The sequence below is a fragment of the Streptomyces sp. SAS_270 genome, assembly GCF_052543295.1.
In genome coordinates this window covers 50,764-68,977 of record NZ_JBMNDS010000015.1, presented here as the reverse complement: position 1 = coordinate 68,977, position 18,214 = coordinate 50,764, and the positions used below count along the sequence as shown (strand labels likewise).

The following is an 18,214-nucleotide window of genomic DNA, read 5'->3' as shown; positions in this document are numbered from 1 at the left end:
GGCCGTGGGGCGGGTGGGGCGTCAGATGCGGGCGAAGGCCTGCTCGATGATGTCGAGGCCTTCGTTCAGGAGGTCCTCGCCGATGACCAGCGGCGGCAGGAAGCGGAGGACGTTTCCGTACGTGCCACAGGTCAGCACCAGCAGGCCCTCCTGGTGGCAGGCCTTGGCGAGCGCGGCGGTCGCCTCGGCGTTCGGCTCCTTGGTGTCGCGGTCCTTGACCAGCTCGATGGCGATCATGGCGCCACGGCCGCGGACGTCGCCGATGATGTCGAACTTGTCCTGCATGGCGGTCAGGCGGGTCTTCATCGTCGCCTCGATCGCCTTCGCCCTGGCGTTGAGATCGAGCTCCTTCATCGTCTCGATCGAGCCGAGCGCACCCGCGCAGGCCACCGGGTTGCCGCCGTAGGTGCCGCCCAGGCCGCCCGCGTGCGCGGCGTCCATGATCTCGGCGCGGCCGGTGACGGCGGCGAGCGGGAGGCCGCCCGCGATGCCCTTGGCGGTGGTGATCAGGTCCGGGACGATGCCCTCGTCCTCGCAGGCGAACCACTGGCCGGTGCGGCAGAAGCCGGACTGGATCTCGTCGGCGACGAAGACGATGCCGTTGTCGGACGCGAACTTGCTGATCGCCGGCAGGAAGCCCTTGGCAGGCTCGATGAAGCCGCCCTCGCCGAGCACCGGCTCGATGATGATCGCGGCGACGTTCTCGGCGCCGATCTGCTTGTTGATCATGTCGATCGCCTGGGCGGAGGCCTCCGCGCCGGCGTTCTCGGGGCCGGTCAGCCAGCGGTAGCCGTACGCCACCGGCACGCGGTAGACCTCGGGCGCGAACGGGCCGAAGCCGTTCTTGTACGGCATGTTCTTGGCGGTCAGCGCCATCGTGAGGTTCGTACGGCCGTGGTAGCCGTGGTCGAAGACGACGACGGCCTGGCGCTTGGTGTACGCGCGGGCGATCTTGACGGCGTTCTCGACGGCCTCGGCGCCGCTGTTGAACAGCGCCGACTTCTTGGCGTGGTCGCCCGGCGTCAGCTCGGCGAGCGCCTCGGCGACGGCGACGTAGCCCTCGTACGGCGTGACCATGAAACAGGTGTGCGTGAAGTCCTGGAGCTGCGCCGAGGCGCGGCGTACGACGGCCTCGGCGGAGGCGCCGACGGACGTCACGGCGATGCCGGAGCCGAAGTCGATCAGGCGGTTGCCGTCGACGTCCTCGATGATCCCGCCGCCCGCGCGCGCGGTGAAGACCGGCAGCACGGACCCCACACCGGCCGCGACCGCGGCGAGGCGGCGGGCCTGCAGTTCCTGCGACTTCGGGCCGGGGATGGCGGTGACGACGCGGCGCTCCTGCGGAAGTGCGGTCATGAGGGGCTCCCTGATGATGATCCTGCGAACCGGACGGCTCCCGGCGGGCGGGTGTTCCGGGCGGGGGTGTTTTCGGACGCTTGCCTTCTTTTCTCGCAGGCTAGGGCGGGGAGCGGAGGGTCGGCATGCTCCATGTGGGCGTTGTCGGCGATTCGGGTTGTCCGCCGTGGACATAGAGGCCTGCCGGCCCGGCGAGGCGGACCCGGCCGCGTAAGCGGTGAACTCCCCTTGCGGGGGCGTTAGATTGACTCGCGGACGGTGTACGCAGCAGCTGGTCAGGGGGCAAGGGCGATGAACAGCGACGGGACGCAGGACGCGCGGGGTACGCATGCGAATCCTGTGCCGCGGCCCGCGGGGCCCCCGCCGCCGGTTCCGGGCATGCCCGCGATGCCGGCCGGACCGCCGTCCGTGCCCGCCGGGCCGCCGCCCGTTCCCGAGCAGGCGTCCGCGCACCGGCCGAGCGCCGTGGAGTGGCTGAACGAGCCGCGGCCGGCCGCCGGGCCCGGGATCTGGCGGTACGGCTACCGCACACCGCGCCCGGCCAAGGCGGCGGAGCGGCTCTCCCCGGTCACGATCATCGGTCTCGTGGTGCCGCTGGTGGTGGCGCTTCTCCTCTGGTCCGTATGGCGGCACGGCGGGCTGCCGTACCAGTGGGCCGTGCTGAAGCTGTTCACGCCGGACGACTGGTGGTGGGCCGGCACCACCTCCCCCAAGGGCATGGAGGGGCGGGAGGCGGGGGTCGTCTACGACGGCGTGTTCTTCGGCCTGCTCGTCTACGGCGTGGGGCGCCTCGGCAGCTGGCCCGACGTCGTACGCCACTTCGTCACCCGCCGGGGACAGCCCGGCCGTGCCCTGCTCGCGGTCGCGGGCGCACTGATCACGCTGAGCTTCGTCTTCCCGAACGCCTTCCCCGGCGTCGGCTGGGACGCCCTGCCGGTCGTCGCGCCGCTGTTCTCCCTCCTCGTCCTGATCACCGGCGGCTACGAGATCTTCGAGTCGCAGCTGCTGACGGACTTGCTGTACACGCTCATCACGCTGCTGGTCCTGTGGCCCTTCGCCCGCATCGGCGGTTGGTGGGCGCTCGGCAAGGAGTGGCTCGCCGCCCGCGGCAGGGCGAACGACGGCCCGCGTGAACCGTCCGCCGCGACCCTGCCGCCCGCCCAGTGGCCCGAGCTCCGCGCCGCCGGGCAGCACCAGGCGGCCGAGCTGCTCACCGCCGAGCTGCTCACCGGCCGTATGAACGACGTGGACTGCGCCCGGGTACGGCACGCCTGGAACCTCGCGACACGCGACACGAGCCGCCTCGCGCTCTTCACCGACACCGTGCTGCGCAACGGCGCCGCGGCCTGGACCCACCCATCCGGCGCCCGCGACCTGCCCGCCCGCACCATGCGGCACGACGCGTGGGAGGGGCAGGTGCGCATCGGCCGGTGGGCGGCGGCGGAACGTACCCCGCTCGCCTACAGCGGTGTGGGCGCCGCCCTCGACACGGACGCCCTCGGCACCTCGCTGCTCGCCGTGGGGCCGTCCGGCTGCGGCAAGACGCGTCACCTGGTCCGGCCCGTCGTGGAATCGCTCGGTCTGCAGGCGCTCACCGGGCGGTGCGCCGTGGTGGTGGTCGCGGCCGCCGGTACGCCCCTCGGGCCCGACTCGGCGTTCGACGTCGTGGTGCGGATCGGGGACCCCACCTCGGTCCACGACCTCGACCCGTACGCCGACTCCGAGAACCCCGACGAAGCGGCCGCCTTCCTCGCCGAAGCCCTGGTCGGAGACCTGGACGGTGTCGGCAGCCAGCGGGCCGCCACCGCGCTCGCCCAGCTCCTCGGCCCCTACCGGGCCGTGCACGGCGTCTTCCCTTCCCTGCCCGAGCTGCGCGAACTCCTGGAGGGCGTGCCCTCCGCCCTGGCCTCCCTGCGGGAGGCACTGTCCGGCGACGCGCACGCCGCCATGCGCCGCGAGCTCGAAGCGCGGGCCCGGCAGGCCGGAAGCACGGCGGACCCCGGTCCGGCGCTCGCCGACCGGCTCGCGCTGCTGGACCGGCCCGCCTTCGCCGAGTTCTTCGGTGCGGGCGGCGCGCGGCCCTTCTCCGTGCGGGCCGTCGCCCACCATCCGCTGCGGGTCCGCATCGACGTGCCCGAGCACGGGCACGAGGAGGCCTCGCGGCTGATCACGAGGCTGGTGCTGGCGCAGTTCGCGGCGGTGGTGCGCGGGGGTGAGAGCGGCGGCGAACGGTCTCACTTCGCGTGTCTGGTGCTCGATGACGCCACGGGTGCGCTGACCGCGGATTCCGTACGCCGGATTCAGCGGCTGCGGTCCCAGAACGCGGGCGTGGTGCTCGCGCTGCGCACGATCGGCGACGTACCCGAGGCGCTGCACGGGCCGCTGTACGGGGCCGTCGGCTGCCGTATGGCCTTCTCCGGCGTCACCACCTGGGACGGCAGCCGGTTCGCCCATGCGTGGGGCACGGAGTGGGTGGAGACCCGTGACGTCGCCAAGCACACCGTCTTCGCCGACCAGCCGATGACCCGGGCCATCCACGCCCTGCGCAAGCTGGTGACCGGGAAGGCCGTGACCACGGACGCCGTCACCGTGCGACAGGTCGAGCGGGAGCGCTGGTCCGCCTCCGAACTGGCGCAGGGGGTGCCGCCGGGGCACGCGGTGCTGTCACTGACGAGCGTGCGGGGGGAGCATGCGCCGCCGCTGCTGGTGGATCTCCGGGGGTGAGTGGGGATCTTCGGGGAGGGGGGTGGGTGGATCTTCGGGGAGGGAGTGGGCGGGGCGAGGGTTTCGTACGGTCACCCGGTGACCGTACGGTGAGGCAGAATCGACACAGGTCGTTCATACGTCGCGGCCAAAAGATCACAAAGATCACACAGACCTGAAGGCCTCATGCCCCCCACGCTCGCCTCGCTCGTCCACCACTCCGCGCTCAAGCTGACCGTGCGCGCGGGTGAGGACCGTCTCGACGTCCCCGTCCGCTGGGCGCACGTCAGCGAGCTCGCCGACCCCGTGCCCTACATGGAGGGCGGGGAACTGCTGCTGATCACCGCGCTCAAGCTGGACGCGGAGGAGCCCGAGGCCATGCGGCGGTATGTGAAACGGCTGGCCGGAGCGGGTGTCGTCGGGCTGGGCTTCGCCGTCGGCGTCAACTACGAGGACATCCCGAAGGCGCTCGTCGACGCCGCCGAGGAAGAGGGGCTGCCGCTCCTCGAAGTACCCCGGCGTACGCCGTTCCTCGCCATCAGCAAGGCCGTGTCCGCCGCGATCGCGGCGGACCAGTACCGCGCGGTCACCGCCGGGTTCGCCGCGCAGCGCGAGCTGACCAAGCAGGCGCTGAGCGGCGGCCCCGAGGGGCTGCTCGCCGCCCTCGCCTCCCAGGTCGACGGATGGGCCGCCCTGTACGACGCCTCCGGTGCCGTCGTCGCCACCGCGCCCGACTGGGCCGGGCGGCGCGCGGCCCGGCTCACCGCGGACGTCGAACGGCTGCGGGAGCGGCCCGCGCCCGCCAGCTCCGTCGTCGGCGGCGAGGACCGGGTCGAGCTGCACTCGCTGGGCACCGGGCGGCGGCCGCGGGCCGCGCTCGCCGTGGGCACGGCCGCCACCCTCGGCACCGCCGAGCGGTACGCCGTGCACTCGGCGATCGCCCTGCTCACGCTCACCACCGAGCGGTCGCGTTCCCTGCACGCCGCCGAGCAGCGGATCGGCGCGGCTGTGGTGGGGATGCTGCTCGCCGGGGAACCCGACCATGCGCGGGCCGTCGCCGGGGAGCTGTACGGGGCGCTGCTCGACGCGCCGTTCCGGCTGATCCTCGCCGAGTCCGTGTCCGTGTCCGCGGTCGGGGTGGGGGTGGGGGGCGCGGTCGCGTCCGCCGCCGTCGACGGCGACCCGCTCGGCGGGCTCGCCGAAGTCGTCGAGTCCGCCGCCGCGCGGGCCGGGGAGTGCGTGCTCGTCGTGCCCGACGGGGATCGGCTCGTCGCGCTCGCCGTGGACGGGGGTGCGGCCGTGGCCGCGTGTCAGGAGTACGCCGCGGAGTTGGAGGCGGCGCGGGCCACGGTTCGCGAGGCGGCCGCGGGGGACGAGGACGAGCTGGTCGTCGGGCTGTCCGCGCCCGCCGGGCCGATCGCCGCGGCCGCCGCGTACAAGCAGGCCGAGCAGGCGCTGTCCGTCGCACGGCGGCGGGGGCGGACGCTCGTGGAGCACGAGGAGCTGGCGGCCGGGTCGGTGGTGCCGCTCCTCGCCGACGACGCGGTGCGGGCGTTCGCGGACGGGTTGCTGCGGCCGCTGAAGGAACACGACGCGACCGGGCGCGGTGATCTCGTCGCCTCCCTGCGGGCCTGGCTGTCCCGGCACGGGCAGTGGGACGCGGCGGCGGCGGACCTCGGGGTACACCGGCACACGCTGCGGTACCGGATGCGGCGGGTGGAGGAGATCTTGGGGCGGTCGCTGGATGATCCGGATGTGCGGATGGAACTTTGGCTGGCGTTGAAGGCGGTTGCCGGCGGGGGCGGGTGAGGTAGGCGGGGGCGCGTTTCTGCGGGCAATCGTGCCGCCAGGGGCGGCACGGGTGGGCGCAGCGGCGCCCCGTGAGCGCCGGGCTGCATGACCCACCCCTGGCCCCGGGGTTTGCCCACCCACCCCCGGTGCCCGGGGTTTGCGGCGCCTGGCTGTGGGTGGCCGAAGTGGTGTGAGCGGGTGGGGGAGTGCTACGGATCGGATAAGCGACCGCCCGGAGGGCGGGGCCTACCGTGGGGCGGGACAGCCAAGGACACATAAGCCTCGGAAGGGCCGGGACTCGAGATGACTTCAACGCACGCCTTCTGGCTCGCCGGCCGCCAGGCCACCGGCGAGACCACCTTCGACGTCACCTCGCCGTGGGACGGCCGCCTCGTCGGCCAGGTCAGCGTGCCTACCGAGGCCCAGGTGGAGGAGGCCGTGGCCGCCGCGCACGCCGTGCGCGACGAGTTCGCCGCCACCCCGGCCCACGTCCGCGCCGCCGCCCTCGACCACGTCAGCAAGCGCCTCGTCGAGCGCACCGAGGAGATCGCCCAGCTCATCTCCGCCGAGAACGGCAAGCCCGTCAAGTGGGCCCGTGGCGAGGTCGGCCGGGCCGTGTCCGTGTTCCGGTTCGCGGCCGAGGAGGCGCGTCGGTTCAACGGCGGAGAGGCCCAGCGCCTCGACACCGACCCCGGCGGCCAGGGACGGCTCGCCCTCACCCGGCGCTTCCCGAAGGGCGTCGTCCTCGGCATCGCGCCCTTCAACTTCCCGCTCAACCTCTGCGCCCACAAGATCGCCCCGGCGATCGCGGTCGGCGCGCCGATCATCCTGAAGCCGGCGCCCGCCACCCCGCTGTCGGGCCTCGTCATCGGTGAGCTGCTCGCCGAGACCGACCTCCCGGCCGGCTCCTGGAGCGTGCTGCCCGTCGCCAACGACCGCATGCCCGCGCTGGTCCAGGACGAGCGGCTGCCCGTCATCTCGTTCACCGGCTCCGACAAGGTCGGCTACGCGATCATGGACTCGGTGCCGCGCAAGCACTGCACGCTGGAGCTGGGCGGCAACGGCGCGGCCGTCGTGCTGGCCGACTTCGCGAGCGACGCGGACCTGGACTGGGCCGCGACCCGTATCGCGACCTTCTCCAACTACCAGGGCGGCCAGTCCTGCATCTCCGTGCAGCGCGTGATCGCCGACGCCTCGGTGTACGAGCGGCTGCTGCCGCGTGTCGTCGCCGCCGTGGAGGCCCAGGTCACCGGTGACCCGTCCGACGCCACGACCGATGTGGGGCCGCTGGTGAGCGAGGACGCCGCCAAGCGTGTCGAGTCGTGGGTCGACGAAGCCGTACAGGCCGGTGCCACGCTGCTCGCCGGGGGCAAGCGGGACGGTGCCTCCTACGCGCCGACCGTCCTCGTCGACGTACCCGCCGACGTGACGATCTCCTGCGAGGAGGTCTTCGGGCCCGTCCTCACCGTGCAGAAGGTGGAGGGGGAGGCGGAGGCCTTCGCCGCCGTCAACGCGTCCAAGTACGGCCTGCAGGCAGGTGTGTTCACGCACGATCTGCAGGCCGCCTTCCGCGCCCACCGCGCGCTTGAGGTCGGCGGCGTCGTCGTCGGCGACGTGCCGTCCTACCGCGCCGACCAGATGCCGTACGGCGGCGTGAAGCAGTCCGGTGTCGGCCGCGAGGGCGTCCGGTTCGCGATGGACGACTACACCTACGAGCGGGTGCTCGTGCTGACGGGGCTCGCGCTCTAGAAGCAGGGGCCGGACCCCACATCTGAATCCAACGGCCGGAGCCCGCTGTGCGGGGGCTCCGGCCGTCGGCGTTCCGAAAGCCCCTATAGCTAGTGACAATCGTTTTCATGTACAGTGCTGCGCATGGCCGTCCCCAAGCGCAAGATGTCCCGTTCCAACACCCGTCACCGCAGGTCACAGTGGAAGGCGGCGACCCCCGATCTCGTCCCGTTCTTCGTCGACGGCCGCGAGTACGCCGTACCCCGTCGGCTCGTCCGCGCCTACGAGCGCGGGCTCCTCACGCCCGAGGGCTGAGGACACCCGACGAAGGGGCCCGGCACCGATGCCTTCCGGTGCCGGGCCCCTTCCTCTGTGCCGGCCCCTCCGGACCCTCAACCGGAGAAGCCGACGTGCGCGAGCCGCAGCGGGCCGCGCAGCCTGAGGTGGACGTCGTGCACATCGACGGCGGTGAAGCCGGTGTCGACGGTGGTCGTGCGGTAGTCGTAGGGGCCCTCGGTGGTCGGCAGGGTCACCGTGAGCAGCGACTCGCCGCCGTCCAGGGCGAGTTCCAGGACTCCCTCGCCGGCCGCCTCGACCGTGAGACGCCCGGCGCCGGTCCCGAAGTCGCAGTTGCGGAAGACCAGTTCGCCCGTGCCGCCGTCCACCGGTGTCATCGCGTCGCCCGACACCTTTGTACGGTCGACGATCACCGTGCCTGTCTGGTCGTCGAAGTCGGCTGCCGCCAGGCCGAGTTCGCGCACCGGGCGCGGGGTGCCCGGAGTGCCGTCGAGGTCGATCGTCGTACGGAGGTGGATGTCCTCGCTCGACGCGCCCGCCAGAAGTTCGTACCCGCCCGGCTCCAGCCGCCAGGTGCCGTGCGCCACGTCCCAGAACGCGAAGGCGGAGAGCGGGAGTTCGAAGGTCAGGTCCGCCGAGGCGCCCGGGGCCAGGTGGACGCGCCGGTGGGCGACGAGTTCGCGGCGGGGGCGGGGCACGGAGGGGTCGACGGCGCGGGTGTAGAGCTGGGCGACCTCGTCGGCGGGCACGGCGCCGGTGTTGGTGACCGTGAAGGACACCGCCAACCGGTCGCCGTTCACTGAGGTGTTGAGGTTCCCGTACGTGAACTTCGCGTACGACAGGCCGTGTCCGAACGGGAACAGCGGCGTGCCCTCGAAGTACAGATACGTCTGCCGGGCGCCGATCACGTCGTAGTCGAGGAGGTCCGGCAGGTCCTCGTCGGCGGCGTACCAGGTCTGCGGGAGGCGGCCCGCGGGGGAGACGTCGCCGGCCAGGACCCGGGCGAGCGCCGTCCCCGCGGCCTGACCGCCGTGCGCCGTCCACAGGGCGGCTGGCAGGTCCGTGACATCCAGCGCGTACGGATACGCGGAGACCAGGGCCACGGCCGTGTTCGGGTTCGCGGTGCGGGCGGCGCGCAGCAGGCGTTCCTGCTGGGCGGGCAGGCGCAGCGTCGTGCGGTCCTCCGTCTCGCGGCCGTTGATGTGCGGGTCGTTGCCCGCCACGACCAGGACGACGTCCGCCGCGGCCGCCGCGCGGGCCACCGCTTCCTCGCCGCGCTCCGTGATCTCCAGCTCGAAGATTTCCGCGTTCCCGTCGGCAACCTTCACGCCGTCGGCGGCGACAGAGACGTGCCTACCCGTCCCGAGGTGCTTGAGGAGGTGGCCGGTCGCATGGGTTTCGGAGGGTTCGAGGCGGAAGGTCTCCTGGACGACCCAGCCGCCGGGCTGGTCCGCCGAGGCGCGGACGTATCCGTCGTCGGCGACCGAGAGGTAGCGGCCGTCGGGCGCGCGGAGCGTCAGCACGCCCTCGCCCCAGTCGATCAGCGCGAGTTCGCTGCCGGTGGCGTCGGCGGTGAGCGGGGGCAGGTCCGTGCGGCCCGCGAGGAGCGCCGGGTCGAGGGCCCCTTCGGCGCCGCGCACCTCGTCGGCCGTCTCCTCGGCCGCCGGGACCCTCAGATACGTACCGGACGACGTCTTCAGCCGGATGCGGTCCACGCCCTCCGCGAAGTCGACCCGGTCGGCGCCGAAACGCTCGTACAGGCCTTCGAGCGGGGTGGAGCGGTGCAGCAGCGAGCCGCTGTACCAGTCGAGCTTGCACTCGTCGGCGAGCAGGCCGACCACGGCGACACGGGTGTCCGGCGCGAGCGGCAGCAGGTCGTCGTTCTTGAGGAGGACGACCGCCTGCTCCGCGGCCTCCTGTGCGAGGGCGCGGTGCGCGGGGGTGTCGAAGTCCGCGGCGCCGGCGTACGGGTCCGCCTGCGGGTCGAACTCGCCGAGCCGGCAGCGGACCGAGAGCTGACGGCGGACCGCCGCGTCGATGTCGGCCTCGCTCAACAGGCCCTGGACCAGGGCGCCCTGGACACGTTCGACGATCTTCGAGCTGTCCGTGCCGTGGTCGGTGAAGCTGTCGACCCCGGCGAGGACCGCCGCCGCGGTCGCCTCCTCGTGCGTGTCGAAGTAGTGCTCGGAGTCGACCAGGTTGGAGGGGGCGCCCGCGTCCGAGCAGACCAGGAGCTCCTCCTCCGTCCAGGTGCGCAGATGCTCGCGCAGATACGGCGAGACGTGGTTGGGGCGGCCGTTGACCAGGTTGTACGCCGGCATCACACCGGCCACCGCGCCCGCCTCGACCGTCTCGCGGAAGGCGCGCAGATCGTACTCGTGCAGCACCCGCGGGCGGACCGAGGAGGACGTGACGTCGCGGCCCGTCTCGTTGTTGTGCGCGAGCCAGTGCTTGAGGACGGGGGCCGTGCGCCAGTACGTCGGGTGGTCGCCGCGCAGGCCCCGGGTGTAGGCGGTGGCGATGGCCGAGGTCAGCTTCGGGTCCTCCGAGTAGCCCTCCTCGCCCCGGCCCCACAGCGGATGGCGCAGCAGATTGACCGTGGGGGCCCAGACGTTGAGGCCGACACGGTCGTCGCGGGCCCGCATGGCGCGGACCTCCGTCGACACGGCCTCGCCTACCCGGCGTACGAGATCGTCGTTCCAGGTCGCGCCCAGGCCCACCGCTTGCGGGAACACGGTCGCCGGGCCCATCCAGGCCACCCCGTGCAGCGCCTCCTGACCGGTGCGGAAGGCGGCGATGCCCAGACGCTCCACCGCGGGCGCGAACTGGTGCAGGAGCGCGATCCGTTCGTCGAGCGTGAGCCGCGACAGAAGGTCGTCGATGCGCTTCGCGAAAGGCAGCTGCTGATCGCGGAAAGGCGGCGTGGGCGGCGTTTGTGCGGTCACGTGGGGATCCCTTTGCGATGGAGCGGGGAGACTCTTTCGAAGCGCTTCGATGCTCATTCGACTGAGGGGTGGGTGTCAAGAGACCTCGGCGCAACAACTCCGTTTCCTCTCCGTGATTTCAGGCGGCAGGCCGAACTGCTCCAGTCCTCCATACCTCCGAGGAATGTTGGGAGCGAGTCTTGTGCACCCCCAGGTGTTCACTTAACCTCGCAGCAACATCGAAGCGCTTCGACTACTCGAACTGCCCGGCTGGGGTGCGCAAGCCCCGGTATGCGTCGAAGGACCGCTTCAGCTCAGCCAGTTCCACTCAAGACACCGCAGCCGACGGCTCCTCCGCCGGGTGTCCTGCTGTGCGCCACGAAGGGTTGACGCAATGACGCCGAACTCCGCCCCCTCCGCTCCCAGTCGGAGAAGCTTCCTCGCCTCCACGGCGGTCGCCGCGGCCGCCGTGGCCGGGGGAATGCCGCTGCTCGCCGCCTGCGGCGGTTCGGACGGCGGTTCGCGGGACGGCACCACGTCGGGCAAGGACGCCAAGAAGCTCCTGCCGGCCTACGTCGCGAGCAATGTGGTGACGCCGGACATCCCCGCCAAGAACGGCTCCGCGATCGGCTTCACCAGCAAGCTGGACCTCGCGGGGCTGAAGACGTCGGTGCCGAAGAAACTCGGCAAGGGCGGCAAGATCACGATCATGTCGCCGTTCTGGGGTTCCCCGCCCAAGAGCGGCAACGCCTACTACAAGGGCATGAACGCCCTCACCGGTGTGGACGTCACCTGGCAGAACCAGGACGGCAACACCTACGAGCAGAAGCTCGGCGCGGTGCTCGCCTCCAGCGACGTCCCGGACGTGGTGGTCGTCCCCGGCTGGAACATGAACGGCAAGATACCCACCGCCGTCATCAGCAAGTTCGCCGACCTCGGCCCCTACCTCTCCGGCGACGCGGTCAAGGACTTCCCGAACCTCGCCGCGATCCCCACGGACGCCTGGCGGCGCTCCATCTTCGGCGGCAAGCTGCGCGGCCTGCCGATGCCGGCCCCCTGGGCCCCCAGCATCGTGCCCCTGTACCGCCAGGACATCTTCGAGAAGAAGGGCTACGAACTCCCCAAGTCCTGCGACGAGTTCATGGCCCTGGCCAAGGAGATCACCAACGCCAAGGCCAAGCGCTGGGCATGCCTGGACATGAAGTGGACCGCCTTCCAGGCCTTCGGAGTGCTCTCCGGCAGCGAGAAGCCGCTCGGCTGGAACCTGGTCGACGGCAAGCTCATCTACCGCATCGAGACCGACGAGTACCTGGAAGCGCTGGAGTGGTCCCGCAAGCTCTTCGAGGCGGGGGTCGTCCACCCGGACTCCAAGATGGGCAAGAACGCCCCCGACCCGGGACCCAAGTTCGCGGCGGGCGAGTTCCTCATCTACCCCAACAACATCTCCCAGTGGTGGAGCCGCACCGCCGAACAGGCCACCCAGAACCCGGACTTCAAGATCTGGGGGATGGACGTCTGGGGCCATGACGGCGGCAACCCCACCATGTGGGCCGAACAGCCCGCAGGCATCTTCGCCTTCATCAACAAGAAGGCCTCCGAGTCGGTCATCCGCGACGTGCTCGCCGTCGCCAACGTCACCGCGGCGCCGTACGGCACCAAGGAGTACATGATGACCAACTACGGAGTGGAGGGCACCCACTACACCGTCAAGGACGGCGTCCCCACCAAGACCGACCAGGGCAACATCGACGTGATGAACGCCTTCGTCATGGTGGCGAGCCCCGCTGCCACCATCGCGCACCCCGACTTCCCCGAGGTCGCCAAGGGGCAGGTCGAGTGGCAGCAGCGGATGGGCGCCTTCACCAAGAAGTCCTCCTTCTACGGCATGCAGATCACCGAGCCGAACCGCTACACCAACCTCTCCAACGACTTCGAGCAGCTGGAGGACGACATCGTCCGCGGCCGCAAGAAGATCAGCGACATGCAGCAGGCCGTCTCCGACTGGAAGAGCAAGGGCGGCGACAAGCTGCGCGACTGGTACAAGAAGATCCTCGACGACAACGGCTCCGCGGCCAACTGACCGGGCATCGAGGCGAGGAGAACGGCCGTGTCCCACAGCACGGTGCCTCGGAGCAGGGCCGAGGCCGACACAACGGAGAAGACCCCGGTGGCGCCCGGCGGCGCCACCGGTCCCCGGCGCGCGCGACGGCCGGGAAAGCTGAGTCTGCGGCTCAGGTTCAGACGCGACCGCGTCCTGCTCCTGATGGTGCTGCCGGCCGTCGTGCTGATCCTGCTCTTCAACTACGTGCCGATCCTCGGCAACGTGGTCGCGTTCCAGGACTACGACCCGTACATCAGCGACAACGGCGTCATGTCCATGCTGCACAGCCCCTGGGTGGGTCTGGAGAACTTCCAGCGGATCTTCGAGGACTCCGCCTTCTGGAGCGCCGTCCAGAACACCCTGGTGCTGTTCTTCCTCCAGCTCGTGCTGTTCTTCCCCATCCCGATCGTGCTCGCCCTGCTCATCAACAGCGTGGTCAGGCCCCGGGTGCGGGCCTTCGCGCAGGCCGTCCTCTATCTGCCGCACTTCTTCTCGTGGGTGCTGGTGATCTCGGTCTTCCAGCAGCTGCTGGGCGGCGCCGGCCTGCTCTCGCAGCTGCTGCGCCAGCACGGCTACGACGGCCTCGACATCATGACCGACCCCAGCACCTTCAAGTTCCTGGTCACCGCGCAGTCCGTGTGGAAGGACGCCGGCTGGGGGATCATCGTCTTCCTCGCCGCGCTGGCGTCGGTGAGCCCGGACCTGTACGAGGCCGCCGCGATGGACGGCGCGGGACGCTGGCGCCGCATGTGGCACGTCACGCTGCCCGCGCTGCGCCCGATGATCGCCCTGCTGCTGGTGCTGCGCGTCGGTGACGCCCTCACCGTCGGCTTCGAACAGATCCTGCTGCAACGCGACGCGGTGGGACCGGGCGCCTCGGAGGTCCTGGACACCTTCGTGTGGTGGAACGGCGTCCGCAACCAGGACTTCGGTTACGCGGCAGCCGCCGGACTCGTCAAGGGCGTCGTCAGCATCGGCCTGGTCCTCGCCGCGAACAAAGTGGCCCATCTCATGGGCGAGCAGGGGGTGTACAAGAAGTGACCGCCGTCATCGACAAGCCCGTCGAGCCCGTGCGCGAGCCCGGCCGGTGGGCCGCGCCGCCCCGGCCGGTGTGGGAGGAGGAGCCCGGCAAGGCCGGTCTGGCGGGCAAGGGTCTGGTCCTGACCCTCGCCTGCGTGGGGATCCTCTTCCCGCTCTGGATCGTGATCGTCACCAGCCTCTCCTCGCGCAGGACCATCGACGAGGCCGGCGGTCTGGTGATGGTGCCCAAGAGCATCACCTTCATCGCCTACCGGGAACTGCTCAGCGGCGGCCAGGTCACCCGCGCGGCGGTCATCAGCATCCTCATCACCCTGGTCGGCACGGCCTTCTCGATGACGGTGTCCGTCCTGTGCGCGTACGGACTGTCCCGCATCGGCTCGCTCGGCCACCGCTGGATCCTGATGCTGCTGCTGGCGACCATGTTCTTCAGCGCCGGTCTCATCCCGACCTATCTGCTGGTGCAGACCCTCGGTCTGATGGACAGCTATCTCGCGCTGATCCTGCCGAGCGCGATCAGCGTCTTCAACATCCTGGTGCTGCGCGGGTTCTTCATGAGCATCTCGCCGGAGCTCACCGACAGCGCCCGTATCGACGGCGCCGGTGACTTCCGCATCCTGTGGCAGATCATCATGCCGCTCTCGCGTGCCGTCCTCGCGGTGATCACGCTGTTCTACGCGGTCGGCTACTGGAGTGCCTGGTTCAACGCCTCGCTCTACCTCAACGACCAGGACATGATGCCGCTGCAGAACGTCATGATCCAGCTCGTCCAGAAGCAGCAGGCGCCCGTCGGTATGGGCCAGGCCATCAAGACCGGTCAGCTGTCCGGGCTGGCCGTCCAGATGGCCGTCATGGTCATGGCGCTGCTGCCGGTCGCCGTCCTCTCGCCCTTCGTCCAGCGGCACTTCAAGAAGGGCATGCTCACCGGCGCGATCAAGGGCTGACCCGCGCCCGCCCGTTCTCCCCGGCCCTCACAGCTCCGCCGCGGCCGACCTGCTCCTGACCGGCGGTTGGCCGCGGCGGTCCCAAAGCCACGGGGGTGCCCCCTCGGTTCGCGGCGGCGGGTTCGCCGTGGCTTGTCGCCCAGTTCCTTGTGCCGCTGACGGGGCTCTCTTCCCCCCTACGTCACAACGAGCCCTCCCGCTCCCGCGCAGCCGTCGTACCACCGGGCCGCACCTGCCGTGCCGGCCTTCGGACTTTCTCCGGGCGCGAACTCTCGACCTGCGCGCCGGAGAGGACTGCGTTCTCGATCCGGGGCCGCAGTAGCACCCGCAATTTCCCCCCACCCATGGAAGGGACACCATGGCAACACGAACGTCGGGCAAGGTCGCCAAGGCTCTGCTGGCTCCCGCACTCGCCCTCGGCGCCACCATCGGCCTCGCCTCGGCCCCCGCCTCCGCGGCGGTCTGGTCCTCCTGCGACCAGTGGGGCAACACCAGCCTGAACGGCTACACCCTCTACAACAACATCTGGGGCTCCGGCGCCGGCAGCCAGTGCATCTGGGCCAACTCCGGCACCAACTGGGGCGTCAACGCCAACCACCCCAACACCGGTGGCATCAAGTCGTACCCGAACTCCAAGAAGGTGGTCAACAAGTCGATCACCTCGCTCGGTTCGCTCAGCAGCAGCTACAACGTCTCCGTCCCGTCCTCCGGTGCGTACAACACGTCGTACGACATCTGGGACACCGACTACGACTACGAGATCATGCTCTGGGTCAACAAGACCGGCGCCGTCGGGCCGCTCGGCGCCTCGCAGGGCAACCTGACGCTCGGTGGTCACACCTGGACCGTGTACAAGGGCAACAACGGTGCGAACGAGGTCTTCTCCTTCGTGCGCACCTCCAACTCCACCTCCGGCACCGTGAACATCCTGCCGATCCTCAAGTGGATCAAGGACACCAAGCACTGGTTCGGCGACGAGACCATCGGAGACGTGCAGTTCGGCTACGAGATCACGTCCTCGTCCGGCGGCCTCAACTTCACCACCAACAACCTGACGGTCAGCAGTAGTTGAGCCAGGGGGAGCCGTTCCGGCCGACTGCCGGGGCGGCTCCCCGCCCGTCCGGGGAGCGTGGCTACTCCGCCACGGGCAGCCGCGCCCCGTCCCGCAGGAACAGCGGGATGCGGTCCAGCGGGGCATCCACGGTGACCGTGCTGCCCCCGTCGTACGACGCCCCCGTCCACGCGTCCGTCCACGTGGCGCCCGCCGGAAGGTACGTCGTGCGGGCCGTGGCGCCTGCCGTCAGCACGGGGGTCACCAGCAGGTCCCGGCCGAAGAGGTACGCGTCGTCCACCGACCAGGCCGCCTGGTCCGCGGGGAACTCCAGGAACAGCGGGCGCATCACCGGCAGACCCTCCTCGTGGGCCTCGCGCATCACGTCCAGGACGTACGGCTTCAGGCGCTCGCGCAGCCGCAGGTACTTCTCCAGGATCGCGCCGGCCTCCTCGCCGTACGACCAGACCTCGTTGGGACCGCCGGTCATCTCCGGGCCCAGCGGCGTGCCGGGGTCGCGGAAGCCGTGCAGGCGCATCAGCGGGGACAGCGCGCCGAACTGGAACCAGCGGACCATGACTTCGCGGTACGCGGGGTCGTCCGGGTCACCGCCGTGGAAGCCGCCGATGTCGGTGTTCCACCAGGGGATGCCGGACAGTGCGGTGTTGAGGCCGGCGGCGATCTGGCGGCGCAGCGTCGCGAAGTCCGTGCCGATGTCGCCGGACCACAGGGCCGCGCCGTAACGCTGACTGCCCGCCCACGCCGAGCGGTTGAGCGTGACGATCTCCGTCTCGCCCTCGGCGATCATGCCCTCGTAGAAGGTGCGGGCGTTCTCGCGCGGGTACATGTTGCCGACCTCCAGGCCGGGGCCCGCCCAGTAGCGCAGGTTCTCCTGGAAGCCGGGCTTCAGCTCGGGCTCGCAGGCGTCCAGCCAGAAGGCGTCGATCCCGTACGGCTGCAGGTAGTTGTCGCGGACCTTCGACCACATGAAGTCGCGGGCCTCGGGGTTCGTGGCGTCGTAGAAGGCGACCTGGACGGTCGAGGCGACCTCCTTGTCGGGCCAGTCGGCGTGCGCCATCGGGCCGTACTGCGTGCCGATGAAGTGGCCCCGCTGCTCCATGAGCTGGTGGTTCTCGGAGAGCGGTGACACGGACGGCCAGACCGACACGACCAGCTTGACGCCCATCTCCCGCAGCTCGGCCTGCATCGCCGCCGGGTCGGGCCACTCCGCCGGGTCGAACTTCCAGTCGCCCAGATGCGTCCAGTGGAAGAAGTCGCAGACGATGACGCCCAGGGGCAGGCCGCGCCGCTTGTACTCCCGGGCCACGGCGAGGAGTTCGTCCTGTGTGCGGTAGCGCAGCTTGCACTGCCAGAAGCCCGCGGCCCACTCGGGCAGCATCGGCGTACGGCCGGTGACGGCGCTGTAGCGGCGCTGACCGTCGGCCGGGGCGCCCGCGGTGATCCAGTAGTCGATCTGGCGCGCCGAGTCCGCCACCCAGCGCGTGCCGTTGTCCGCCAGCTCGACACGGCCGATCGCCGGGCTGTTCCACAGCAGCGTGTAGCCGCGGCTGGAGGTGAGGACCGGGATGCTCACCTCCGCGTTGCGCTGGACGAGGTCGAGGACCGTGCCCTTCTGGTCCAGACGGCCGTGCTGGTGCTGGCCGAGGCCGAACAGCTTCTCGCCCTCGTAGGCGGCGAAGCGCTGCTCCAGGCGGTGGTAGCCGTTGCCGACCGGCGTGTACAGGCGCGGGCCGGGCCACCAGAAGTGGGCGCGTGCCTCGGTGAGGAGTTCGGTTCCGTCGTCGGTGCGCACGAACCGTACGAGGCCCTCGGCGCTGACCTCGACGGTGAGCGCGCCGACCGTCAGCGTTCCCCGGCCGTCCTCGATCTTGACGGTGGCCGCGGCGGCGGGCGCCTCGTCGAGCAGCGCGCCGGGCAGGCCCTCGACCACCGGGCCGCCGAGCCGCGCCCGGACCCGGACCGCGTCAGGACCCCAGGGCTCGATACGGACGGTCTCCTGCCGGCCGCTCCACTCCAGCGCGCCGTCGCGCTCGCGGAACGTGCCGAGGGTCGGGGAGGACTGGGCGAGGCTGACCTGAGGCTGGATTTCGGCAGGCAGATTCACGGCGGGTGCTCCTGAGGGAGTCGAGGCAGGGAACTCAGGCGGAGGAGACGAAGGCAGCGGAGGGCAGGCAGGGGTGCCGCCTGCCGGGCGCGTGGTTCAGGAGGGGCGGGCGGGGCGGGCGAGAGGTGAAGCCGCCCTCGCGGGGTGGCGGCGGGT

11 protein-coding genes are annotated in these 18,214 nt (G+C 71.0%); 8 read left to right on the top strand and 3 right to left on the bottom strand.

Annotation, left to right across the window (positions count from 1 at the left end; translation table 11 throughout):
* Positions 1-21: 21 nt before the first annotated feature.
* Positions 22-1,356, bottom strand: a complete 1,335-nt coding sequence (gabT, locus tag ACN6LB_RS13220) for a 4-aminobutyrate--2-oxoglutarate transaminase (RefSeq protein ID WP_356135548.1) — start codon at positions 1,354-1,356, stop codon at positions 22-24.
* 291 nt (positions 1,357-1,647) lie between these two features.
* Here gabT and ACN6LB_RS13215 point away from each other — a divergent pair, with 291 nt between their 5' ends.
* The 4 genes from ACN6LB_RS13215 to rpmF all read left to right on the top strand — a co-directional run bounded on the left by ACN6LB_RS13215 (position 1,648) and on the right by rpmF (position 7,893).
* A complete protein-coding gene (locus ACN6LB_RS13215) occupies positions 1,648-4,080 on the top strand; it encodes an ATP/GTP-binding protein (protein ID WP_445025964.1) in 2,433 nt (810 codons plus the stop codon).
* Between the two features lie 165 nt (positions 4,081-4,245).
* Complete coding sequence (locus tag ACN6LB_RS13210; protein ID WP_445025963.1) at positions 4,246-5,868, top strand: PucR family transcriptional regulator; 1,623 nt, start codon at positions 4,246-4,248, stop codon at positions 5,866-5,868.
* Between the two features lie 285 nt (positions 5,869-6,153).
* Positions 6,154-7,599 carry an aldehyde dehydrogenase family protein gene (locus tag ACN6LB_RS13205; RefSeq protein ID WP_356149652.1) on the top strand — a complete coding sequence of 482 codons (1,446 nt, stop codon included), beginning with the start codon at positions 6,154-6,156 and terminating at the stop codon, positions 7,597-7,599.
* Positions 7,600-7,722: 123 nt separating this feature from the next.
* The gene (gene rpmF / locus ACN6LB_RS13200; protein WP_445025962.1) at positions 7,723-7,893 is read left to right on the top strand and encodes a 50S ribosomal protein L32; all 171 of its coding nucleotides are present in this window, start codon (positions 7,723-7,725) and stop codon (positions 7,891-7,893) included.
* Positions 7,894-7,970: 77 nt separating this feature from the next.
* Here the strand turns inward: rpmF and ACN6LB_RS13195 are convergent, their stop codons facing one another.
* The gene (locus tag ACN6LB_RS13195) at positions 7,971-10,820 is read right to left on the bottom strand and encodes a glycoside hydrolase family 3 C-terminal domain-containing protein (RefSeq protein ID WP_445025961.1); all 2,850 of its coding nucleotides are present in this window, start codon (positions 10,818-10,820) and stop codon (positions 7,971-7,973) included.
* A gap of 373 nt (positions 10,821-11,193) precedes the next feature.
* Here ACN6LB_RS13195 and ACN6LB_RS13190 point away from each other — a divergent pair, with 373 nt between their 5' ends.
* The 4 genes from ACN6LB_RS13190 to ACN6LB_RS13175 all read left to right on the top strand — a co-directional run bounded on the left by ACN6LB_RS13190 (position 11,194) and on the right by ACN6LB_RS13175 (position 15,954).
* Positions 11,194-12,879 (top strand): extracellular solute-binding protein, encoded by a 1,686-nt coding sequence (locus tag ACN6LB_RS13190; protein WP_445025960.1) that lies wholly within the window; start codon positions 11,194-11,196, stop codon positions 12,877-12,879.
* Between the two features lie 27 nt (positions 12,880-12,906).
* A complete protein-coding gene (locus ACN6LB_RS13185; RefSeq protein WP_356143902.1) occupies positions 12,907-13,941 on the top strand; it encodes an ABC transporter permease in 1,035 nt (344 codons plus the stop codon).
* Positions 13,938-14,882 (top strand): carbohydrate ABC transporter permease, encoded by a 945-nt coding sequence (locus tag ACN6LB_RS13180; protein WP_356143904.1) that lies wholly within the window; start codon positions 13,938-13,940, stop codon positions 14,880-14,882. The genes ACN6LB_RS13185 and ACN6LB_RS13180 overlap by 4 nt, the downstream gene beginning before the upstream one ends.
* A gap of 358 nt (positions 14,883-15,240) precedes the next feature.
* Positions 15,241-15,954: a glycoside hydrolase family 12 protein gene (locus tag ACN6LB_RS13175; RefSeq protein WP_445025959.1), complete on the top strand. Its 714-nt coding sequence runs from the start codon at positions 15,241-15,243 to the stop codon at positions 15,952-15,954.
* 61 nt (positions 15,955-16,015) lie between these two features.
* On the opposite strand, the gene ACN6LB_RS13170 is transcribed toward ACN6LB_RS13175, so the two are convergent.
* Positions 16,016-18,058: a glycoside hydrolase family 31 protein gene (locus ACN6LB_RS13170; protein WP_445025958.1), complete on the bottom strand. Its 2,043-nt coding sequence runs from the start codon at positions 18,056-18,058 to the stop codon at positions 16,016-16,018.
* Positions 18,059-18,214 lie beyond the last annotated feature (156 nt).

What these genes read in the sequence shown, in the direction of transcription:
- gabT (WP_356135548.1), bottom strand. Translation starts at nt 1,356, where the DNA reads ATGACCGCACTTCCGCAGGAGCGCCGCGTCGTCACCGCCATCCCCGGC.
- ACN6LB_RS13215 (WP_445025964.1), top strand. Translation starts at nt 1,648, where the DNA reads ATGAACAGCGACGGGACGCAGGACGCGCGGGGTACGCATGCGAATCCT.
- ACN6LB_RS13210 (WP_445025963.1), top strand. Translation starts at nt 4,246, where the DNA reads ATGCCCCCCACGCTCGCCTCGCTCGTCCACCACTCCGCGCTCAAGCTG.
- ACN6LB_RS13205 (WP_356149652.1), top strand. Translation starts at nt 6,154, where the DNA reads ATGACTTCAACGCACGCCTTCTGGCTCGCCGGCCGCCAGGCCACCGGC.
- rpmF (WP_445025962.1), top strand. Translation starts at nt 7,723, where the DNA reads ATGGCCGTCCCCAAGCGCAAGATGTCCCGTTCCAACACCCGTCACCGC.
- ACN6LB_RS13190 (WP_445025960.1), top strand. Translation starts at nt 11,194, where the DNA reads ATGACGCCGAACTCCGCCCCCTCCGCTCCCAGTCGGAGAAGCTTCCTC.
- ACN6LB_RS13175 (WP_445025959.1), top strand. Translation starts at nt 15,241, where the DNA reads ATGGCAACACGAACGTCGGGCAAGGTCGCCAAGGCTCTGCTGGCTCCC.